Here is an 18,630-nt window from a genome sequence, read left to right as displayed (position 1 = left end):
TCTCATCGCCCCTGGTTGGCACCCAGCGCCTGAGCGACGTCGGCGTGGACCGGGAAGACCCCGTCAGCGCCGGTGATGCGGAACATCCTGGCGACCGGCCCCGCCAGCCCGGCCAGCTCCAGGCTGCCGCCGGCCTCCTGGACGGCCAGGCGGCCGTGGAGCAGGGCGTTGAGACCCGTCGAGTCGCAGAAGCGCAGTCCCGCCATGTCGACCAGCAGCCGGCCGCCCCGCCGGGCGGCCGCGTCCAGGGCCTCTTTGAGGGGTCCCGCCGTGTCATGGTCCAGCTCACCGCCGAGGGTGAGCAGTACAACCCCGTCCACCGTCCGCACCGCGACGGTGAACCGCTTGTCGTCCGCTCCGGAGACCATCCGGCATCACCTTCCGTCAGCTGCCCCCTACGCCTTCCCCCAGCCCGACGCTATATGCGGCGCCGCCGCACTCCTCGGGACTCCCGGGGAACCCGGCGGGTTTTCCCCCGGGCGGCCCGGTCCCATGGACGAAGGCCCCGGCGGTGGCACCGAAGGGCATCGACCGACGGGCATCGGGTGGCGCCACCGTTCGGCGTTCACGCTGCGTGACCGTCGCGGCGCCCGTGCGGGACGGCGGTGGCACGCGTTGCCTCGATGTCATTGTGCGTTCGCTCAGCGGAGGCTCAGATCCGGATAACGATGACATCACTGCGCAAGGGTCTTTGGGCCTGGTCACGGGCGAATGGCCGATTTGCCGGTGATGTTCGCCACGGCCCCGCGCCGGACACCGTGGTACATCTTCTCGACCGCCTGCCGGACCACCCACGTCCGGACAGGGGCGCTGAAGTCGGCCGACCGCCGGCATGCAACTCCATCAGCATCCGGGGGATCGGAACCCGATCCGCGGCCGAGCACGGCGGCGGATCGGCATGGAGCGGAAAGGCGCACCAGAGCATGACCTCGACGCAGGTCGAACAGCACCACGGCGACGACAACGCCACCACGGGCACCACGCCCGAGGAGGGCTACGAGCGCGGCCTCGGCAGCCGCCAGGTCCAGATGATCGCCATCGGCGGCGCCATCGGCGTCGGCCTCTTCCTGGGAGCCGGGGCGAACATCGCCAAGGCCGGGCCCAGCCTCATCCTCATGTACGCCCTCGCCGGCGTCATCGTCTTCTTCATCATGCGAGCGCTCGGCGAGCTGCTCCTGTACCGCCCCGTCTCGGGTTCCTTCGCGGAGTACGCCCGCGAGTTCCTGAGCCCGTTCTTCGGGTTCGTGACGGGCTGGACGTACTGGCTCATGTGGGTCGTCACCGGCATGGCCGAGCTGACCGCCGCGGCCATCTACGTGCACTTCTGGTTCCCGGACGTCCCCCAGTGGGTGACCGCCCTGGTCTTCCTGGTGGTCCTGTACGTCGCCAACCTCATCTCGGTGAAGATCTTCGGCGAGATCGAGTTCTGGTTCTCGATGGTCAAGGTCACGGCCCTGATCGGCATGATCGTGATCGGCATCGGCGTGGTCACCTTCGGCTTCAGCCAGGCCGGTGACACCGCCGCCGTGTCCAACCTCTGGGCCTTCGACGGCATCTTCCCCAAGGGCGTCGGCTCCAGCCTGATGACCCTGCAGGGCGTCATGTTCGCCTACCTGGCCGTCGAGCTCGTCGGCGTCACCGCCGGCGAGTCCGAGAACCCGGAGAAGACCCTCCCCAAGGCCATCAACACCCTGCCCTGGCGCATCATCGTCTTCTACGTCGGTGCGCTCAGCGTGATCCTGATGGTCGTCAAGTGGACCGAGTTCCAGCCCGGCGTCAGCCCGTTCGTGGCGGCCTTCGCGAAGATCGGCATCCCGGCCGGCGCGGCGATCGTCAACTTCGTGGTGCTCACCGCGGCCCTGTCGTCCTGCAACTCCGGCATGTACTCCACCGGCCGCATGCTGCGCGACCTGGCCGCGAACTCCGAGGCGCCCAAGCTGCTGGGCAAGCTCAGCTCCACCAAGACCCCGGCCGTGGCCATCACCCTCTCCACCGCCCTCATGGGCATCGGCGTGGTCCTGAACTACGTCGTCCCGGAGAAGGCCTTCGGCTACGTCACCTCGGTGGCGACGGCGGCCGGCATCTGGACCTGGCTGATGATCCTGGTCAGCCACATCCGCTACCGCCGCGCGGTGGACGCGGGCAAGCTGCCCGCCTCCTCCTTCCCGGCGCCGGGCGGCACCATCTGCAGCTGGATCGCCGTGGCCTTCCTGCTGCTGGTGACCGTGATGATCGCCATCGACCCGGACAGCCGCGTCTCCCTGTACGTGGGCGCCGGCTGGGCCGTCTGCCTGGCCATCGGCTGGGCCGTGCTGAAGTCGCGCAACCCGCAGGTCGCGGCGCGTGCGGCGGGCGACGCCGACGAGGCGCTGGAGCCCGCGGCCCGGTCCTGACCGCTGACCGCACTCCCCCGAAGGGGGCGTGCCGGCCCCTCCCCCGGCCGGTGCGCCCCTTTCGGCGTGCCCGCCCCGGCTCCGCCGCGAGTCGCGGTCACAGGCGGACGTCCGCGGCGTCGCGGACCTCCGCGGCCATGTTCACCTCCATCATGCGCAGGGCCGCGTCCGCCAGGTCCCGGTGGATGTGGGCCACGGCGTCGCGGGCGACGGTCACGTCCAGGTGGCGGACGTGCGCGTCGAGGGCGGAGTAGAGGACGCACTGCTCGGTCACCTGGCCGCACAGCACCAGCCGGCCGACGCCGAGCCGGCCCAGGAGGTAGGCCAGCGGGGTCTCGTAGAAGACGGAGTGGCGCGCCTTGACGACGAAGAGGGACTCCTCGTCGGGCCGGACGGGCTCGACGAGGTCGGCGTGCGGGCCGGCGAGGGCCGCTTCCAGGATCTCGCCGTGGTGGGAGCGCCACAATCCGAAGTTGTCGTTGACGTAGACGACCGGGACCTTCCGCTCGCGGGCGGCGCCGAGCAGGGTCCCGATCCCGGTCAGGACCTCGCTCACCGAGGGCAGCAGCAGTTCGGCGTCCTCGTGCTCGTAGGTGTTGATCATGTCGATGACGATCAGCGCGGTCTCCGGCACGGCGCTCACCCCGCCCGCTCCGCCGCCGCGAAGGGACTCCGGTCGAGGTGGGCGAGCAGGTCGGCCGGGTCCCGGTACACCGCGCGGGCGCCGGCCTCCTCCAGGTCGGCGCGCGGGATGCCGCCGCACAGCAGGCCGACGCAGGAGACGCCGGCCCGGGTGCCGGCCCGCATGTCCCACACGGTGTCGCCGACGAGGACGGAGCCGCGCGCCCGCGCGCCCGCGAGGCCGAGGGCGTGGTGTACCGGGTCGGGTGCGGGTTTGCCCTCGTCGACGTCGTCGGAACTGGCCGTGGCGGTGATGGCGTCGTCGGCGTCGACGGCCCGCCGCAGGGCGTCCAGCTCGGCCTCCTTGGCGGAGGTCACGAGCACCACCCGCCAGCCCCGCCGGTCCAGTTCGCGCAGCAGCCGGGAGGCCGAGCCGAACGGGGGCAGCCGGTCGAACCAGGTGGCGTAGAGGGTCTCGTGCGCGGCGGACAGCCGCTCGTCCTCGGCGGTGTCGCGGTCCTCGCCGAGGAGGTGCGCGAGCAGGTCCTCGCCGGGGAGGCCGACCGCGCGGTGGACGTCGTGCATCGCCACCTCGTGGCCCGCCTGCCGCAGTGCCTCCCACCAGCACGTGACGTGCAGGTGGTTGGTGTCGACGAGGGTGCCGTCGACGTCGAACAGCGCGGCCCGGTTCATGCGTGCCTCCCTGGGGCGGGGTTCAGTAGCCCAGTTCGCGTTCGAGTTCGGCCTTGTCCATGGAGGAACGGCCGTGCAGGTTGCGGCGTTTGGCCTCCGCGTAGAGCTGGTCGTACGTGGGGCCCCGCGACCCGCTGTGGGAGTGCAGCCCGCCGCGCCGGGAGGAGGAGATGTCGTCGAGGGAGCTCTTGCTGGCGGTCTTGGACTCGCCCGCGCGGGCGCGTTCCTTGTTGACGGTGCGCGCCGCGATCTCCTCGGCCCGCTCGGGGCTCTCGCCGCGTTCCTCGGCGCTCTCCTTGATGTGCTCGTACTGCCTCTCACGCTTGGGACTGGAACCTCGGGGCATGGTGACTCCTCTGCCGGGACGGGACCGACACGGTGAACCCGCTGCGCGGCCGTGTCGGGATGCGGTGGAGCGGGATCCGCAGGTCCTGCTCGGGGACCTCGGTGTCCAGGCCGGCCAGGGCGGAGGCGAACTCCGCGAGCAGGCCGACGGTGATGTCCTCGCCGGGGCAGCGGTGGCCGGTGCGGGCGTCGCCGCCGCCCTGGGGGATGAGTGCGCCGGGGCCGGGCTCGCGGCCGAGGAAGCGCAGCGGGTCGAAACGGTAGGGGTCGGGCCACAGGGCGGGGTCGTGGTGGTGGCCGTACACGTCGAGGAGGACCAGGGTGCCCTCGGGGACGGCCTGCCCGCCGAAGCGCAGGTCGCGGGCGGCGAGACCGCCGACGAAGGGCACGAAGGGGTAGAAGCGCCGCACCTCGTGGGCGAAGGCCCTGGCGTACGCCCCGTCGTCCGCGCGCAGCGCGTCGGCGAGCCGGGGCCTGCGGTGCAGGGCGTGCGCGGCGAAGGCCACGAACCAGGCGACGGCGACGCAGGGGCGGATGACGTTGAGCAGTTCCACGGCCGCCGTGCGCGGGTCGAGGAGCCGGCCGTCGGCGTCGCGGTGCCGGGCGACCGCCTCCAGCGCGGTGTTCCCGCCGCCCGGGGGGGAGGGCCTGGTGGAGGCGGGTCACTCCGCCGCGGAGCTCCTCGACGGTGCGGGCGAGGGATTCCTCCTGGCGGGCCCGGGCCCGGCGGGCCCGCCAGTGGCGCGGTCCGGGGGTCGCGAAGCCGTCGACCATGGCCACGCAGTCCTCGGCGATCTCGCGGGCGGCGTCCTCGGGTACCGCGAGGCCGGTCCAGTCGCAGACGGCCCGGGCGAGCACCGTCGCCGCCTCGTCGAACAGGACGGCGCCCCGGCCCTCCCATCCGTCGACGGCGGCCGCCCAGTGCCGGCGTACGAGTGTGGTGAGCCGGTCCACGGAGCCGTCCCGCATCAGCAGGGACACGAACAGGGCCTTGCGGACCCGGTGCCGCTCGCCGTCCAGGGTGTGGACGGCGCCCCGTCCGAAGAGGGTGTCGAGCACGGGCCCGGGGAGCGCGCCGTCCCGGAGCACGTGCCGCTCGTCGTAGAAGAAGTCCACGGCGGCCGGGCCGTGCAGCAGGAGCGCGGGCCGGCCCATCAGCCGGGTCCGGACGGCGGGCGGGTCGCCGTGGCGGCGCCGCAGGTCGGGGGCCCAGGCGTAGCCCTGGGTCAGCAGGGGGACCGTGCTGTCGATCAGTGGGGACATGCCGCCCGCCTACCCGGCGCGTCCCGCGGCACTCCTCGCGCCCCGGGGGTTTCGACACGGCCGGACGGGTTAGGCGGGGGCCATGCCCGACCGTGAAACCGTGCGGGTGGAACCAGGGAGGCGCCCCGTGGCCGCACGTACCTCCTCCGCCCTCGAGGGCGTCGCCCCGCCGGAGGGCCTGACGGCTCCCGCGCCGGCCGAGGGAGCGCTGCCCAAGGACCACACCCAGGCGATCCTGGAGACGACCAAGCGGGTGGCCGCCCTCCTGAAACGTTCGGGGCCGCCCTTCGCCCTCGCCGGCAGCGTGGCCGCCTTCGCCCACGGCCTGCCGGCCCGCTTCCAGCACGACACGGACTTCTGCGTGCGCCCCGAGGACGCCGACCAGGCGGTCAAGGCCCTGGAGGACGGTGGCATCGCCATGCGCCGGGCCCCGGAGGACTGGCTGGTCAAGGGCCGCTCGGGCGGGGAGGAGATCGACCTGATCTTCGAGCTGGCCCGGCGTCCGGTCGGCACGGAGCTGCTGGAACGGGCGAGCGTCAAGGCGGTGGACTCGGTGTGGATGCCGGTCCTCTCGCCCACCGACCTGATGGACAGCCGGCTCGCCGCGCTGTGCGAGCACTACTGCGACTTCGGCGACCTGCTGCCCATGGCCCGCATGCTCCGCGAGCAGATCGACTGGGCCCGGCTGGAGCGCGACCACCGGGCGCAACCGCTGCCCGACGCGTTCTTCCACCTGCTCGAACGGCTCCGCGTCATCGAACGCACGGACGTGGCGGGAGCGGGCGTGACCGGAGAAGGAGTGACCGGAGAAGGAGCGACGGGAGAACGGACATGACCTCCAGCGGCATCATCGAGTACCGCATCGAGCACCTGCGCGAGCGCCTGGCCCGCGAGGAACTGGCCGAGCTGGGCGTCCGGGTCGAGCTGCACGGCGCCCGCGCCGTGCTCCGCGGCTGCGTGGGCGACGAGGAGCGCAAGGCGGCCGTCCTGCGGATCGCCGACGAGGAGCTGGCGGGCCACGACTGGTACGAGGACATCACCCTGAGCCGGGCCCGGCCCCCCGACCACGCCGAGGAGCTGTCGTGATCCGCGTCGCCGCCGTCGGGGACATCCACCTCGGCCCGGACAGCGCCGGGCTGCTGCGGCCCGCCTTCGACACCCTGGGCGGCTGCGCCGACCTGCTGCTCCTCGCCGGCGACCTGACCCGGCACGGCACCCCGGAGGAGGCGCGGGTGGTGGCCGCCGAGGCCGCCGGGCTGCCGGTGCCCGTGGTCGCGGTGCTCGGCAACCACGACTATCAGAGCGACCGGCAGGAGGCCGTCGCGGACGAGCTCCGCGCGGCGGGCCTGTACGTGCTGGAGGGCGACGGCGTCCTCCTCGACCTCGACGGCACCCCCGTGGGGATCGCCGGGACCAAGGGCTTCTGCGGCGGGTTCGCCGGCCGCGCCGGCAGCGAGTTCGGCGAACCGGAGATGAAGTCCTTCATCCGCTGCACCCGCGCCAGCGCGAAGGCCCTCGGGCGCGCCCTGCGCGAGCTGCGCGAGGCCGGCAGCGCGCTGCGCATCGCACTCACCCACTACTCCCCCGTGCCGGACACCCTGGCGGGCGAGCCCCGCGAGATCTACCCCTTCCTCGGCAGCTACCTCCTCGCGGAGGCGATGGACGAGGAGGGCGCCGACCTCGCCGTCCACGGCCACGCCCACCTCGGCACCGAACACGGCATGACGGCGGGCGGGGTCCAGGTCCGCAACGTGGCCATGCCCGTCATCGGACAGGCGTTCTCGGTGTACCACCTCTCCCCCGACGGTGCCGCCGCGCACCGGTCTACCGCCACTCCCCAGGAGGCGCGCACATGAACGCTCCCGACCCCGCCGCCCGCCGGGTGGCGGTGGACCCGGCCGGGCCGGTGCTCGTCGAGGGCCCCGTGGAGGTCGTCCTCGACGACGGCACCGTCGTCCGCTCCGACCGGTTCACCGTCGCCGTGTGCACCTGCCGCCGCAGCCGCACCTACCCGTGGTGCGACACCAGCCACCGGCCCCGCCGCCGCGAGGCGGCGCCCGGGGACGGAGGCGGGGCGCCGTGCACGGGTCCGCCCGACCGAGAGGAACCGTCATGAACAGCCGCCCCACCGCCGGCCGTCCGGCGCCCGAGCTGCTGGGCATCTACCTCAACGACCACCTCGCCGGGGCGAGCGCCGGCACCGAACTGCTGCGCCGCGCCGCCCGGGCCCACCGCGGCACCGCCCTCGGGCCGCCGCTGGCGGCGCTGGCCCGGGAGGTCGCCGAGGACCGGGAGAGCCTGCGCGCCGTCATGGCCGGCCTCGGCGTCCCCGAGTCACGGGTCCGCGCGGCGCTGGGCGGGCTCGCCGAGAAGGCCGGCCGGCTCAAGCTCAACGGGCACCTGTTCACGCGCTCGCCGCTCAGCGACGTCCTGGAGCTGGAGGCGATGCGTCTGGGGGCGGAGGGCAAGGCCTGCATGTGGCGGGCGCTGCTGGCGCTCGCGGACCACGGCGCCCGGGTCGACGGGGACCGCCTGCACGAGCTGCTGCGGCGGGCCGAGCGGCAGATCCGGATCCTGGAGACCCTGCGCGGGGAACGCTCCGCGCAGGTGTTCGCCCCCGACGTGGCGGGGACCACGGCAGCCCGCCGCCGCGACACCGCGCGTTCGCCGGCGCACCACGCGGGCAGGCGCACGGCGTGACCTACGTGAGCCCCGGCAAGGGGTACGAGCGCGACAGCCGCTACATCGCGACGCGGATCACCGCCGACGGCCGCGACGGCTTCCCCGTGCTGCCGGGGCACTACCGCCTCGCCGTCAGCCGGGCCTGTCCGTGGGCGAGCCGTGCGGTGGTCGTCCGGCGGCTGCTGGGCCTGGAGCGGGCCCTGCCGATGGCCGTCGCCGGCCCGGTCCACGACGACGACAGCTGGACCTTCGACCTCGATCCGGGCGGCCGGGACCCGGTGCTCGGCATCGAGCGCCTCAAGGAGGCCTACCTGGCGCGGGACCCCGGTTACGACCGCGGCGTCACGGTCCCCGCGATCGTCGACGTCCCGACCGGCGCGGTGGTCACGAACGACTTCCCTCAGATCACGATCGACATGTCGCTGGAGTGGACGCCCCACCACCGCCCGGGCGCGCCCGAGCTGTACCCGGCCGCGCTGCGGCCGGACATCGACGCGGTGAACGAGGTGGTCTACCGGGACGTGAACAACGGCGTCTACCGGGCCGGGTTCGCCGGCTCCCAGGAAACCTACGAGGAGGCGTACGAGCGGCTGTTCGCCCGGCTCGACTGGCTCTCCGACCGGCTCGCGCGCTCGCGCTACCTGGTCGGCGACACCCTCACCGAGGCCGACGTACGGCTGTTCACCACGCTCGTCCGCTTCGACGCCGTGTACCACGGCCACTTCAAGTGCAACCGGAACAAGCTCGCGGAGATGCCGGTGCTGTGGGGGTACGCGCGGGACCTGTTCCAGACGCCCGGCTTCGGCGACACCGTGGACTTCGACCACATCAAACGGCACTACCACCTGGTGCACACCGACATCAATCCCACGGGCATCGTCCCGGCGGGGCCCGAACCGCGGGCCTGGCTCGCCCCGCACGACCGGGCCGGCCTCGGCGGCCGGCCCTTCGGCGCCGGCACCCCGCCGGGGCCACCGCCCCGCGAGGAACGGGTGCCGGCGGGCCACAACCCCCTCCCGGGCGCGGGCCCGGCGTAGGCGCGGGCCCGGCGCAGGGGGCCGTGGCCCACCGGCCCGCGGTCACCCGTCAACGGCCCGCGGTCACCCGTTCACGACGGCCCGGACGTTCTCGATGCTGCCGCAGTCCGACTCCAGCTGCCTCTGGCGCTCCTTCAGGAACGCGGCGGCCAGCTCGGTCCTGCGCTCGTCCGGGACGTTCTCGCGGGCGCCGTTGAGGATGGTGCGCTCCTCCTCGTCCACGTGGTGCGAGACGGCCTCGACCAGGTCCTCCAGCCTGGAGTCCCACTCCTCGGAGCCGACCTCCTCCACCTCCAGCAGGTCGAGCAGCGCCTTGTTGCCCTCCTCGTGCTCCTCCACGCCGTGCTCGACCTCCTCGTCGTCGACGTTCCGGTAGCGCTTGAGCGCGCCGTAGACCTCCGACTCCTCCGCCTCGCCGTGGGCGATGAGCAGCGCGGCGAACTCCCGCAGCGCTCCCGCGCGGTCGTCCTCGACGCTGCGCATCCTGCGGAACAGCTCCTCCATGGTCCGGTGGTCCTCCAGGATCACCGCGACGACGTCCTGTTCCCTGCGGTCCGCGGACTCGGACATGGCTCTTCCTCCTCGGTCGGATCTCCGTCGGTCGTCTGGCGGGTGCTCGCTCGCGGCCGGTTGAAACGTGTCCCTACGGCCTGATCGCCGCCCGTCCGCCGGTCAGGCCGGGTGGCCGGCCTCCACGTCACTGACGGCGCTGAACCGCAGCGGCCCGGGCGGCTCGGCGGGGCCGGCGCCGGGCCCGGCCGGGGCGAGCACGAAGCCGACGTGGTCGCCGCCCGCCTCGAGGACCCGCTCGACGCGGCCGGTGAACCAGACGCGTACGTCCGACAGCACGGGGCTGCCGTCCAGCCCCGGCTCCCAGGCGGTACGCGCGAACTTGTCCACGTCGTCGCCCGTCCGCCCGCCGAAGAGTTCCGCCAGGGCCCGCTGGTCCCGGCCCAGTACGTGCACGGTGAGGTGGCGGGCCGCCCGGGCGACGTCGTAGGTGCGGTTCTCGGTGGACAGCCACACCACGAAGCGCGGCGGGTCGATCGAGCACTGCGAGGCGAAGCCGACCAGGCAGCCGGCCCGCCGCCCGCCCGCCGCGGCCGTGACGACGTACATCGCGCCGTCCATGGCCTCGGCGAGGCCGCCGAGGTCATGGCCGGGCTGCTGGTCCGGTTCCGGCACGGGGACTCCTTGGCTGGCGGGCCGCGGCCGGGCGCCGCGGACACCCTCCCCATGGTCGGCCACCGCACCGGGGAAGCGGGTGCTTGGGCGGCGCGTGTCCGGGCAGGCGGGGGTGGTACGCGCGAACCGGACGGAGTACGAGGAGGTGGATTCGGTGCGCATCGCCTTTCTGACCGCACCCGAAGGCGTCGAGGAAGTGGAACTGACCGCGCCGTGGAAGGCCGTCGAGGGGGCCGGCTGGAACCCGCAGCTGGTCTCGACGCAGGCCGGACAGGTCCAGGCGTTCAACCACCTCGACCGGGCCGGCCGTTTCACCGTCGACCACGTCCTGGCCGGGGACACCGCCGACGCGTTCGACGCGCTGGTCCTGCCCGGCGGGGTCGCCAATCCCGACGCCCTGCGGACAGACGACCGGGCCGTCGGCTTCACCAGGAGCTTCTTCACCCAGGGCAAGCCGGTCGCCGCGATCTGCCACGCCCCGTGGACCCTGGTCGAGGCGGACGTCGTACGCGGCCGGACCCTGACCTCGTGGCCGAGCCTGGCCACCGACATCCGCAACGCCGGCGGCACCTGGGTGGACGAGCCGGTACGGGTCTGCCGGGCGGGGCCGTCGACGCTGGTCACCAGCCGCAAGCCGGACGACCTGGACGTCTTCTGCGCCGCCGTGCTGCGCGAGTTCGACCGGGCGGCGGCGGCCCGGGCCTGAGACCGGGCCGCTCGTCACCTCCGCCGCAGGAGAGGTGAGTACCGTGACGCAACCGACCCCGCCGCCGCCCGAGGGCCCCGAGCCGGTGCCGTCCGGCCCCGAGCCGGTCCCCCGCGACCCGCGGCCGCAGGACCCCCCGGCCCGCCCGCCCGGGCCCCCGGACGGGCCCCCGGACGGCAACCCCGAGGAGCCGGTGCCGGAACCGCCCGACTGACGCGCGGGGGCCGGCTATGCCTCCATCACCAGGACGGCGTCCCGGCACGCGTAGCCGGTCGTCGGGGAGGACACCTCCAGCGTCCACGTCCCCGGTTCGGCCCGCAGCTCCGCGCGGAAGCGGCCGTCGCCGGCGGGCCGCATCGGCTCGGCGGCGAGGCACCGGCCGTCCTGCGCGAGGCGGCGGACGCGGAGGTCCATGGCCCGGTCAACGCGCGTGGCCCACACCTCGATCGGCGCTCCCGCCAGGGCCACGTCCGGGAGTTCGATGCCGATGTCGTGGTCCGAGGCCAGGAACCGGGGGCGTTCGACGCCGTTGCAGATGTGGCGCAGCTGGTACTGCACGGGTGCGGCGTCCAGGAGCGAGGCGTGCCGGTGCGGGAACCACATGGTCGTCGCCGTGGTGCGGTGCTCCGGAGGGGTGGCGGAGAGCTGCGGGACGGTGCCGTCCCCCAGCCACGGGCCGCCGTCGCCGGGCAGGCCGTCGTGGAACCGGGGGCGGCCCGCGGGATCGAAGGAGACGCCGTGCGCGGTGCGGTGGGTGGCGCCTCCCAGCGGGACGAGGTCGTAGCCGGCGGTCCCGCCCGCCTCGTTCGCCCTGTTCGCCCTGGCGGCCTTCTGCATCCGGCGGTGGAACCTGAAGGCGTCCACGATCATCGCGGTGGGGAGCCCGGGGACCGGCGGGACCTCGCCGAGCCGGGCCGGGTAGCCGTCCTCGGTCACGACCGCCCGGTAGACCGGGAGCAGCTGGTGCAGGGACGGGTACGTCGAGCAGGCCTCGGCGATGGCCTCCCGCCACGCCGCCGGCAGGGGTCCGAGCCCCTCGCCCAGCAGGAACCGGAGCGCCTTCACGCTGCCCATGTAGGGCGTGCCGAGGGACGCGACCGCGCGCGTCACCCGGTGGCCGCCGAGCACCTCCACGAAGTGCCGTACGACCAGACCGCCCATGGAGCGGCAGACGAAGACCACCTTGGCGTCCCGCGCGCCGGGGAACCGCTCCGGGTCCGCGGTGGTCCGCCAGCGTTCGAGGCGCTCGCCGACGAACCGTTCGAGCTTCATGGCGGAGTTGACGTTGCTGAGCCGCCAGTCGTACGGGAACACGGCCAGCCGCTCGGGCGCGATGCCGAGCCGCCCGGCCAGTCCGCCGTAGCCGAGGTGCGCCACGAGGCCGGGCAGGACGCGCTGGGTCCGGATGGGGCCGCCCAGGGACAGGGCGTGCGGCGGCTCCGGGTCCTCGTCCCCGATCCCCTGCTGCAACCGCAGCCGTTCCAGCGTCCTTCCGGGCCGCAGGAGCCCGGCGGCGGCGCGCGGGCCGAGGTTCCACACGTCCACGCCTTCCCAGGTCAACGCGGTGCCCATGATGCCCGGCACGACAACGACGAGGTCGTCCTTCACGGCAGCTGCTCCTCGGTGGGTGGGGTGGGCGGGGTGAGCGGAACGCCGAGCCGGGCCAGGTTCCCGGGGGTCAGCAGCAGCTGGTCGCAACGCAGGGCGGCCTGCGGGCCGCCCCGTACCAGGAGGCTGATGCCGGCGTCGCCGAAGGCGGAGACCACCTGGGAGACGTCGTAGCCGCGGGGTTCGACGTCGGGGAGGGCCCGCTCGGCGGCGACGTCCCACAGGTGGAGGCGGCCGGAGGTGTTCCGCCAGCCGACCAGCAGCGGCCGGTGGTCCGGGCCGGCCAGCGCGAGGCCGTCGAGGGGGGCGTCACCGGGCGGCGGCGGCAGGGTGGTGCCGGTGCCGAAGAGCCAGCCCTCGCACTCGGCGATCTCCACCTCGTTGCCGGACGCGATGGCCACCAGCGGGACCGTACGGCGCCCCTTGCGCAGGACCCCGGTGGCGACCGCGTGGATCAGGACGGAGTCCACGGGGAAGGGCGCGGCCCCTGCGGCGTCGAGGTCCCAGACGCGCACGGCGTCGCCGCCCCACGCCGAGAGCCAGGACCGCCCCTGCGGCGTCCCGGCCACGGCGAGGCGTTGCACCGCGCCGGAGGCGCCCATCGGCCGGATGGTCCCGCGGGTCCAGCCCGTGCCGGGCGCGGGGGCGCGTTCCCAGCAGGCCACGCCCTGGCCGGAGGGCCAGAACAGCTGGAGGCGCCGTCCGGGGGCCGCGCGCAGGGCGACGGACGGTACGGGTACGTCCCGTGCGCCCGCGAGGGGGAGTTCGTCGGTGGTCTCGGGGTCCAGGCCGGGGCCGAGGGTCCACACGCGGGCGGTCCTGCGGCCGACGGCCGCCACCGTCCACCGTGCCCCGTCCGGGGCGGCGGCGAGGGCGGTGACCGGGTCGCCGTGGGTCAGCGGCGGGCCGACGAGCCGGGGGCCGGCCGGGGTGTGCAGGCTCACGAGGACCTCGCCGTCCTCGGACCTGCACAGCAGGAACTCCCCCGCCGTTCCGGTGGCGGCCGCGGCCCGCGGGTGGGCGCGGGGGTCGCCGCCGCGGGGCCGCCGCGGGGCCGCGGGCGCGGCCGGGCCGGCGGGAGCGTGCGGCTCCCAGACGCGGACGCGGGTCTCGTCGGCCACGGCCAGCCGCCCCGATCCCGAGGGGTCGAAGGCCAGCGACCTGTGGTGGCTGGTGCACGGCAGGGGCACGTGCTCGGTGCCCGATCCGGACCAGACCCGCGCCTCGGAGCCCTCGCGCACCGCGACGAGCAGGCCCGCGGGCCCTTCTCCGACGCTCACCGCCTGCCCGGCGCTGCGGGTGTGGAGGAGGAGTTCGCGGTGGTCGTCGTACAGCGGGTCGGGCATCTGCCAGACGGAGAGCTCCCGGCCGTCCAGGGCCGCGAGGACGGCGCCCCGGCCGTCCGGCAGCGCGAACGCGGACAGCGCCCGCACCGGGTGGCCGGTGTCCAGCAGCGGTGCCGCGCCGTGCAGGGGCCCGGTGGGTCCGGGGCCGCGGCGGGGCACGGCCCACAGGGTCAGTCCGCGCGGTCCGCCCGCGACGGCGGTGACGGCGCCCTCCAGCGGGAGCAGCGCCGCGGACGACACGGCGGCGGACAGCAGGCGTAATCGCAGCAGGTCGCGGGCGTACGTCCCGGTCCCGTCCCACGTCCACAACCACAGCCGCCCGGCCTCCACGGCCGCCAGGTGCACCAGCCCGTTCCACCAGGCGGCGGCCACGGCCTCGGGTGCCCCGCCCCAGTACAGCTCTTCGAAGGGGTGCCTCTCCTCGCCGCGCCACAGCCGCAGCGCCCGTCCGTCGTGCGTCGCGATCACCCGCCGGCCGGTGCCGCCTTCGGCCACCGCGAGGCCGCGCTGGCGGCCGGCGGTGGTCCAGCCCGCCGGTCCGGTGTCGCGGCCCCGGACCTCCCGGCCGCCGGCGGTCCACGATCTGATCACTCCGGCGCCGGCGGCGTGGATGAGGCCCTCGCCGTGTCCCTCCCGGCCCGGACGGCCTTCCCAGTGGACCGCAAGCGCGCCGCCCATCGGCGCAGGCCAGCTCCGTTGCAGCGGGAGCCGGTCCGCGCTGCTCCACACGTCGTCCCAGAAGACCTCGGGGGGCCGCGGGATGCCCTGGAGGACCTCGGCGGGGAACACGGCGAGGGCGGTCGCGCGCAGCACGGCCCAGCGTGCGGCGGGGGCCGGATGGGTGCGGAAGTGGTCGGCGACCTGTGCGTAGAGCGCCGGCCGGGGCGCCACCGCCAGGCGGGTGGCCACCAGGGGTTCGAGGACGTCCGGTGAGGCGTGGACGGCGAAGTGGTAGTCGCCGGTCAGCTCGTCCAGGGTGGCGTCGCCGGCGAGGGCGGCGTGTGCGGCGGCGTAGTGGGCGACGTAGGGTTCGACGCTCGCCCAGTCCTCGCTGCGGGGCGGCCGCAGGGCCAGGGCGACGCGCCGGTGGAGCCGTCGCTGCCGGGCCTCGTCGCCGAGCAGGTGGGCGCCGAAGCTGGGGTGGTGCAGCCGGTGGACCTCCGTGCCGAACTCGCCGTCCCGGGCGAGGACCACTCCGGTGGCCGCGCCGATGACGTGCCTGAGGTCGTCCTCGGTGTACTTCCTGCTGCCGGGCGGGCGCACGGCGTCCGCCATGGCCAGCCAGACGCGCGGCTGGGGCAGGCCGTTGCCCTGGGCCAGCGCCAGGGGCCGCAGCAGGTCGCGGATGCGGGCCGGTTCGGCCGGGTCCAGCCGGTCGAGTTCGTCGCCGAGCAGCGAGTCCAGGACGGCGGTTCCGTGCCGCAGCTCGCCGTCCAGCCGGTCGGGTTCCGGCAGCTCGCCCAGGGCGGCCAGGCGGCGGGCCCAGAGGGTGGCGACCAGGAAGAGGCCGTTGCTGCGGGAGGCGATGTGGCGGGCGGCGGCGCGCCGGGCCTCCTCGGCCCCGGCGGGCCGGTAGGGGGACCCGTCCCGGGCGAGCAGGCGTTCGACGTGCCGTGCGATGTCGCCCTCGGTCTCGGGGAGCCGGTCCAGTTCGACCGGGTCCTCGCAGTGGAGGGCTTCCAGCAGGGTCTCGGCGGGGAGTTCGCCGGGCAGGTTCCGGCGCGCGTTGGGGCGGGTGGTGACCACCGCCTTCACCAGGGGTGTCCCGGCGAGCGGGTTGATCAGGCCACGCGCCATGTCGAACGCGTGCCCGGCGGCCGCCTCGTCGAGCCCGTCGAACAGCAGGGTCAGGCTGCCCTTGCGCCGCGCGAGGGCGGCGATCCGTTCGACGAGGAGGTGCGGGGCCCCGCGGTCGGGGCCGTCGGGCCGGCCGAGGCCGAGTGGGCCCAGCCTGCGGGCGAGTTCCTCGCAGAGGGCCGCGAGGGTCTTGCCCCGGCAGTGCAGGGCCGCGTGCACGGAGTACAGCTCGGGCTGGATCCGGGGCCGCCGGCCGGCGGGCAGCGAGGCCGCGAAGCCGCGTGTCGTCAGGTGGGCGAGGTAGGTCAGCAGCGTGGACTTGCCGGCGCCGGAAGCGCCGGAGAGGGCGAACAGGCCCGTGCTCCTGGTCGCCATCCAGGTGACCAGTTCCCCGAGGATCCGGTCGCGGGAGGAGAACTCGCGCAGGCTGCGGCCCTCCCCGGCGCCGGAGAAGAGCGGCATGACGTCGGCGCTGAGTTCCTCGCCGATCCACGACTCGTCGTCGGCGGGTCGCAGGGCGGGCCGGACGCGCTCGGAGCAGTAGGGGTTGAGCAGGAAGTCGGGTCGCAGGGTCCGTACTTCGGCCCACTCGGGCACCTGGCCGGCGGTCAGGGCCCGGACGGCGAGCATGAGGTGGGTGAACGGGACGACGGGGTTCTCCCGGTGGAAGAGCGGGACCGCGCGGGTCTGGGCGTCGGCCGTGTCCAGGACCTCCTTGAGCCGGGCGGTCCAGCGGCCCTCGACCGCCTCCTCGCCGGCTTCGGCGGTGGCGATCACGGCGAATCCGGCGTCGCCGTGCCGCCCGTTCCCGGCCCGCGCCGCCCTGGCCGCCTTCACCTGCTGGTTGACGTCGTCCAGTGCCGTCCCGGAGAAGCAGGCGTCGAGGACGAGGAGGGTGTCGGTGGTGTCCTCGGCCAGCCAGGAGACGAGTTCGGCGGCGGAGACGGCCCGGGCGGGGTCGAAGCGGCCGTCGGCGTAGGAGTCTTGGCAGGCGAGGTAGAAGGTGTCGCCGACGCGTTCACCGTGGCCGGTCCAGTAGAGGATCTTGCGGCCCGCCGGCTGCGCGCGGAGCCTCGCCACCAGTTCCCGGACGCGCCCGCGCTCCAGGGGCGGGTCCGGGGTGCCGGTGTCCCGCGTACTGGCCGCCCCCAGGGGCGGGGCGTCGAAGCCGAGCCGCCTGGCCTGCTCGGTGAACCGTTCGGCGCTGCGCCGCAGGTAGGAGCGGTCGCGCCGGCGGAGCGCGTCGCCCTGGTAGGCGTCCACCACCACCGTGGCCACGACGCCGTCGTGTGGGACGTCGACCATCCGCAACCGCCCTCCCTTGGGAAACCAGGCCCGCCGCCGTCCGGCGCATGGCACGATTTTCACTCAACTCGACATCAGACCAAGGGGTTTCGGTGACGCAGCGCGAGGGATTCGTCGTCGGGCATCTCGTGACGGACTGCTACGTCTTCGAGGGCGACGGCACCCGTCCGATCCTCGAGGAGAACGTGAGGGTCATCCACGAGCCCGGGCTCCGCCGGGTGTCACTGCCCCTGGAGGTGCAGCAGTGGCGGCGGGCGATCCAGGCGGAGGAGGAACGCAAGCAGGCCGCGGGCGAGCCCCACCGGTGGAACAACCCCCGTTTCGCGGTGGAGAGCATCGTGCTCTCCCGCACCGACGAGGACGAGCTGCCGGTCGTACAGCTGAGCCTGTGCGACGCCGACTACTTCGACTTCCTGGCCACGTCGGTCAACCTCGACCGGCCCCTGCGCGAGGGCGAACCGGCCACGCTGCGCACGCAGTACCTGGAGGACACCGATCCGGTGACGGCGCCCGCCTTCCTCTCCTGCAGTTTCGGCGTCAACGTGGCGGTGCGGACCGGGCCCGACCGGAAGATGGTCTTCGCCCGCCGCAGCGCCCGCGTGGCGGGCCACAACACCGAGCGCTGGAACTCCTCGGCGAACGAGGGCCTCGCCGCCGTCCACGACGTGCCCGCGGACGGTTCCCCGATCAGCCTCCACGCCGTGGCCCGCCGGGCGCTGCGGGAGGAGCTGGCCGTCCAGGACGGTGACGAGGTGGAGTTGGAGCTGCTCGCCTTCGCCCTGGACCTGCGGGGCCACCAGTGGGCGGCCTTCTACCGGGCCGTGCTCCCCGGTCTGACGGCCGAGGACCTCGTCCGGCGCCGCAGCAGGGGCGTGGAGGACAAGTGGGAGCACGACCGGTTCGGGTTCGTGCCCGCCGATCCGGACAGCGTCCTCGACTTCCTCCTGGAGGAGGGCCGGGAGTGGACCCCGTGCGCGCCGGCGCTCTTCTACATGGCCCTGGTGCGCGAGGCCGTGGTGGCACGCGGCGGCAACCCCTCGGGCCGCCTCGACGTCGAGGCGGCCGAACGGCGGGCCGTACAGCGGCTCGCCGGGCGGGGAACGGCCGGGCGCGCGCAGGCGTAGGGCCGCCGGGACGGGGCAGACGCCACGTCGGCCCGCCTGGGCGTCAGCCCGGGCCGGGCATGCCGGGCCGGCCCGGGATGCGGGCGTGGACGGTCTTGCCGCCCTCCGGCGTCGGCCGGACGTCCACCTGCGAGCTGAGCCGCCGCACGAGCGGCCACCCGTACCCGCCGGCCGCTCCGCTCGGGTCGGCGGGGCGCCCTCGGGGCGGGGTGGGGCTGGAGTCGGTGACGTCGATGTCCAGGCCGTCGGTCGACCAGCCGACGTCGAACCCGCAGGGCCCGGAGGCGTACTTCACGGCGTTGGTCACCAGCTCACTGGCGACGAGCAGGGCCGCGTCCCGTACCTCCGCCGGTACCGGCCGCCCGCCCGCCCCGGCTTCGTCCACCAGCCGGTGGACCTCCTCCCGGGCCCGGGCCGGCGCACCGTCTCCCTGGCACTGGCAGTGCCGCCGGCGCACCGGGCGGGACAGAGCGGACTCCGACATGCTCGACCTCCTCAGCCCGTATGACGCCGCGTCCCCCGCAG

The 18,630-nt window shown here is 74.7% G+C and carries 20 protein-coding genes; 10 read left to right on the top strand and 10 right to left on the bottom strand.

Annotated features, from left to right (window positions below; genetic code table 11):
* Positions 1–2: 2 nt before the first annotated feature.
* The gene (locus tag D1J60_RS30145) at positions 3–368 is read right to left on the bottom strand and encodes an STAS domain-containing protein (protein WP_125823237.1); all 366 of its coding nucleotides are present in this window, start codon (positions 366–368) and stop codon (positions 3–5) included.
* Positions 369–923: 555 nt separating this feature from the next.
* Between D1J60_RS30145 and D1J60_RS30140 the strand changes: the two genes are divergently transcribed.
* On the top strand, positions 924–2,393 hold the full coding sequence (locus D1J60_RS30140) for an amino acid permease (RefSeq protein WP_125823236.1): 1,470 nt from the start codon (positions 924–926) through the stop codon (positions 2,391–2,393).
* Positions 2,394–2,490: 97 nt separating this feature from the next.
* On the opposite strand, the gene D1J60_RS30135 is transcribed toward D1J60_RS30140, so the two are convergent.
* From D1J60_RS30135 to D1J60_RS38890, 4 genes are read right to left on the bottom strand one after another with little or no spacing between them, the layout of a single operon-like run.
* A complete protein-coding gene (locus D1J60_RS30135; RefSeq protein WP_125824268.1) occupies positions 2,491–3,027 on the bottom strand; it encodes an isochorismatase family cysteine hydrolase in 537 nt (178 codons plus the stop codon).
* Between the two features lie 5 nt (positions 3,028–3,032).
* Positions 3,033–3,707, bottom strand: coding sequence for an HAD family hydrolase (locus tag D1J60_RS30130; protein ID WP_125823235.1), 675 nt, complete (start codon positions 3,705–3,707; stop codon positions 3,033–3,035).
* 22 nt (positions 3,708–3,729) lie between these two features.
* Entirely contained in the window at positions 3,730–4,053 is a 324-nt protein-coding gene (locus D1J60_RS30125) for a plasmid stabilization protein (protein ID WP_125823234.1), read from the bottom strand.
* The gene (locus D1J60_RS38890; RefSeq protein WP_347147200.1) at positions 4,025–4,606 is read right to left on the bottom strand and encodes a cytochrome P450; all 582 of its coding nucleotides are present in this window, start codon (positions 4,604–4,606) and stop codon (positions 4,025–4,027) included. The genes D1J60_RS30125 and D1J60_RS38890 overlap by 29 nt, the downstream gene beginning before the upstream one ends.
* An 836-nt stretch (positions 4,607–5,442) precedes the next feature.
* Here D1J60_RS38890 and D1J60_RS30115 point away from each other — a divergent pair.
* Genes D1J60_RS30115 through D1J60_RS30090 form a run of 6 tightly spaced genes read left to right on the top strand, consistent with a single transcriptional unit; the run spans position 5,443 to position 9,034 of the window.
* Positions 5,443–6,150 (top strand): nucleotidyltransferase family protein, encoded by a 708-nt coding sequence (locus D1J60_RS30115; RefSeq protein ID WP_345498428.1) that lies wholly within the window; start codon positions 5,443–5,445, stop codon positions 6,148–6,150.
* Complete coding sequence (locus D1J60_RS30110) at positions 6,147–6,401, top strand: hypothetical protein (RefSeq protein WP_125601022.1); 255 nt, start codon at positions 6,147–6,149, stop codon at positions 6,399–6,401. Before D1J60_RS30115 ends, D1J60_RS30110 begins: the two co-directional genes overlap by 4 nt.
* A complete protein-coding gene (locus tag D1J60_RS30105) occupies positions 6,398–7,171 on the top strand; it encodes a metallophosphoesterase (protein ID WP_125823232.1) in 774 nt (257 codons plus the stop codon). The genes D1J60_RS30110 and D1J60_RS30105 overlap by 4 nt, the downstream gene beginning before the upstream one ends.
* Complete coding sequence (locus tag D1J60_RS30100) at positions 7,168–7,431, top strand: CDGSH iron-sulfur domain-containing protein (RefSeq protein WP_125601028.1); 264 nt, start codon at positions 7,168–7,170, stop codon at positions 7,429–7,431. Before D1J60_RS30105 ends, D1J60_RS30100 begins: the two co-directional genes overlap by 4 nt.
* Positions 7,428–8,015: a hypothetical protein gene (locus tag D1J60_RS30095; RefSeq protein WP_206436596.1), complete on the top strand. Its 588-nt coding sequence runs from the start codon at positions 7,428–7,430 to the stop codon at positions 8,013–8,015. Before D1J60_RS30100 ends, D1J60_RS30095 begins: the two co-directional genes overlap by 4 nt.
* Positions 8,012–9,034: a glutathione S-transferase C-terminal domain-containing protein gene (locus D1J60_RS30090; protein ID WP_125823231.1), complete on the top strand. Its 1,023-nt coding sequence runs from the start codon at positions 8,012–8,014 to the stop codon at positions 9,032–9,034. Before D1J60_RS30095 ends, D1J60_RS30090 begins: the two co-directional genes overlap by 4 nt.
* A 63-nt stretch (positions 9,035–9,097) precedes the next feature.
* Here the strand turns inward: D1J60_RS30090 and D1J60_RS30085 are convergent, their stop codons facing one another.
* Both D1J60_RS30085 and D1J60_RS30080 read right to left on the bottom strand, forming a co-directional pair.
* On the bottom strand, positions 9,098–9,604 hold the full coding sequence (locus tag D1J60_RS30085; RefSeq protein WP_125823230.1) for a hemerythrin domain-containing protein: 507 nt from the start codon (positions 9,602–9,604) through the stop codon (positions 9,098–9,100).
* Between the two features lie 102 nt (positions 9,605–9,706).
* Positions 9,707–10,165, bottom strand: a complete 459-nt coding sequence (locus D1J60_RS30080) for a flavin reductase family protein (RefSeq protein WP_125824267.1) — start codon at positions 10,163–10,165, stop codon at positions 9,707–9,709.
* Positions 10,166–10,373: 208 nt separating this feature from the next.
* Between D1J60_RS30080 and D1J60_RS30075 the strand changes: the two genes are divergently transcribed.
* Positions 10,374–10,925 (top strand): type 1 glutamine amidotransferase domain-containing protein, encoded by a 552-nt coding sequence (locus D1J60_RS30075; RefSeq protein ID WP_125823229.1) that lies wholly within the window; start codon positions 10,374–10,376, stop codon positions 10,923–10,925.
* A gap of 43 nt (positions 10,926–10,968) precedes the next feature.
* Entirely contained in the window at positions 10,969–11,139 is a 171-nt protein-coding gene (locus D1J60_RS37480; RefSeq protein WP_164720997.1) for a hypothetical protein, read from the top strand.
* A gap of 14 nt (positions 11,140–11,153) precedes the next feature.
* On the opposite strand, the gene D1J60_RS30070 is transcribed toward D1J60_RS37480, so the two are convergent.
* Positions 11,154–12,533 (bottom strand): hypothetical protein, encoded by a 1,380-nt coding sequence (locus D1J60_RS30070; protein WP_125823228.1) that lies wholly within the window; start codon positions 12,531–12,533, stop codon positions 11,154–11,156.
* The gene (locus tag D1J60_RS30065; protein ID WP_125823227.1) at positions 12,530–16,981 is read right to left on the bottom strand and encodes an NACHT domain-containing protein; all 4,452 of its coding nucleotides are present in this window, start codon (positions 16,979–16,981) and stop codon (positions 12,530–12,532) included. The genes D1J60_RS30070 and D1J60_RS30065 overlap by 4 nt, the downstream gene beginning before the upstream one ends.
* A 92-nt stretch (positions 16,982–17,073) precedes the next feature.
* Between D1J60_RS30065 and D1J60_RS30060 the strand changes: the two genes are divergently transcribed.
* Positions 17,074–18,105: a translation initiation factor 2 gene (locus tag D1J60_RS30060; RefSeq protein ID WP_347147199.1), complete on the top strand. Its 1,032-nt coding sequence runs from the start codon at positions 17,074–17,076 to the stop codon at positions 18,103–18,105.
* A 43-nt stretch (positions 18,106–18,148) separates the two neighbouring features.
* Here D1J60_RS30060 and D1J60_RS30055 read toward each other — a convergent pair whose 3' ends face one another.
* A complete protein-coding gene (locus tag D1J60_RS30055; protein ID WP_125823225.1) occupies positions 18,149–18,589 on the bottom strand; it encodes an ATP-binding protein in 441 nt (146 codons plus the stop codon).
* Positions 18,590–18,630: the final 41 nt, after the last annotated feature.

Origin of the sequence: Streptomyces sp. W1SF4, from assembly GCF_003950035.1 — a bacterium.
Taxonomy (GTDB): domain Bacteria; phylum Actinomycetota; class Actinomycetes; order Streptomycetales; family Streptomycetaceae; genus Streptomyces; species Streptomyces racemochromogenes.
Note: the sequence above shows the minus strand (reverse complement) of the source record. Positions and strands in the feature narration are given on the sequence as shown.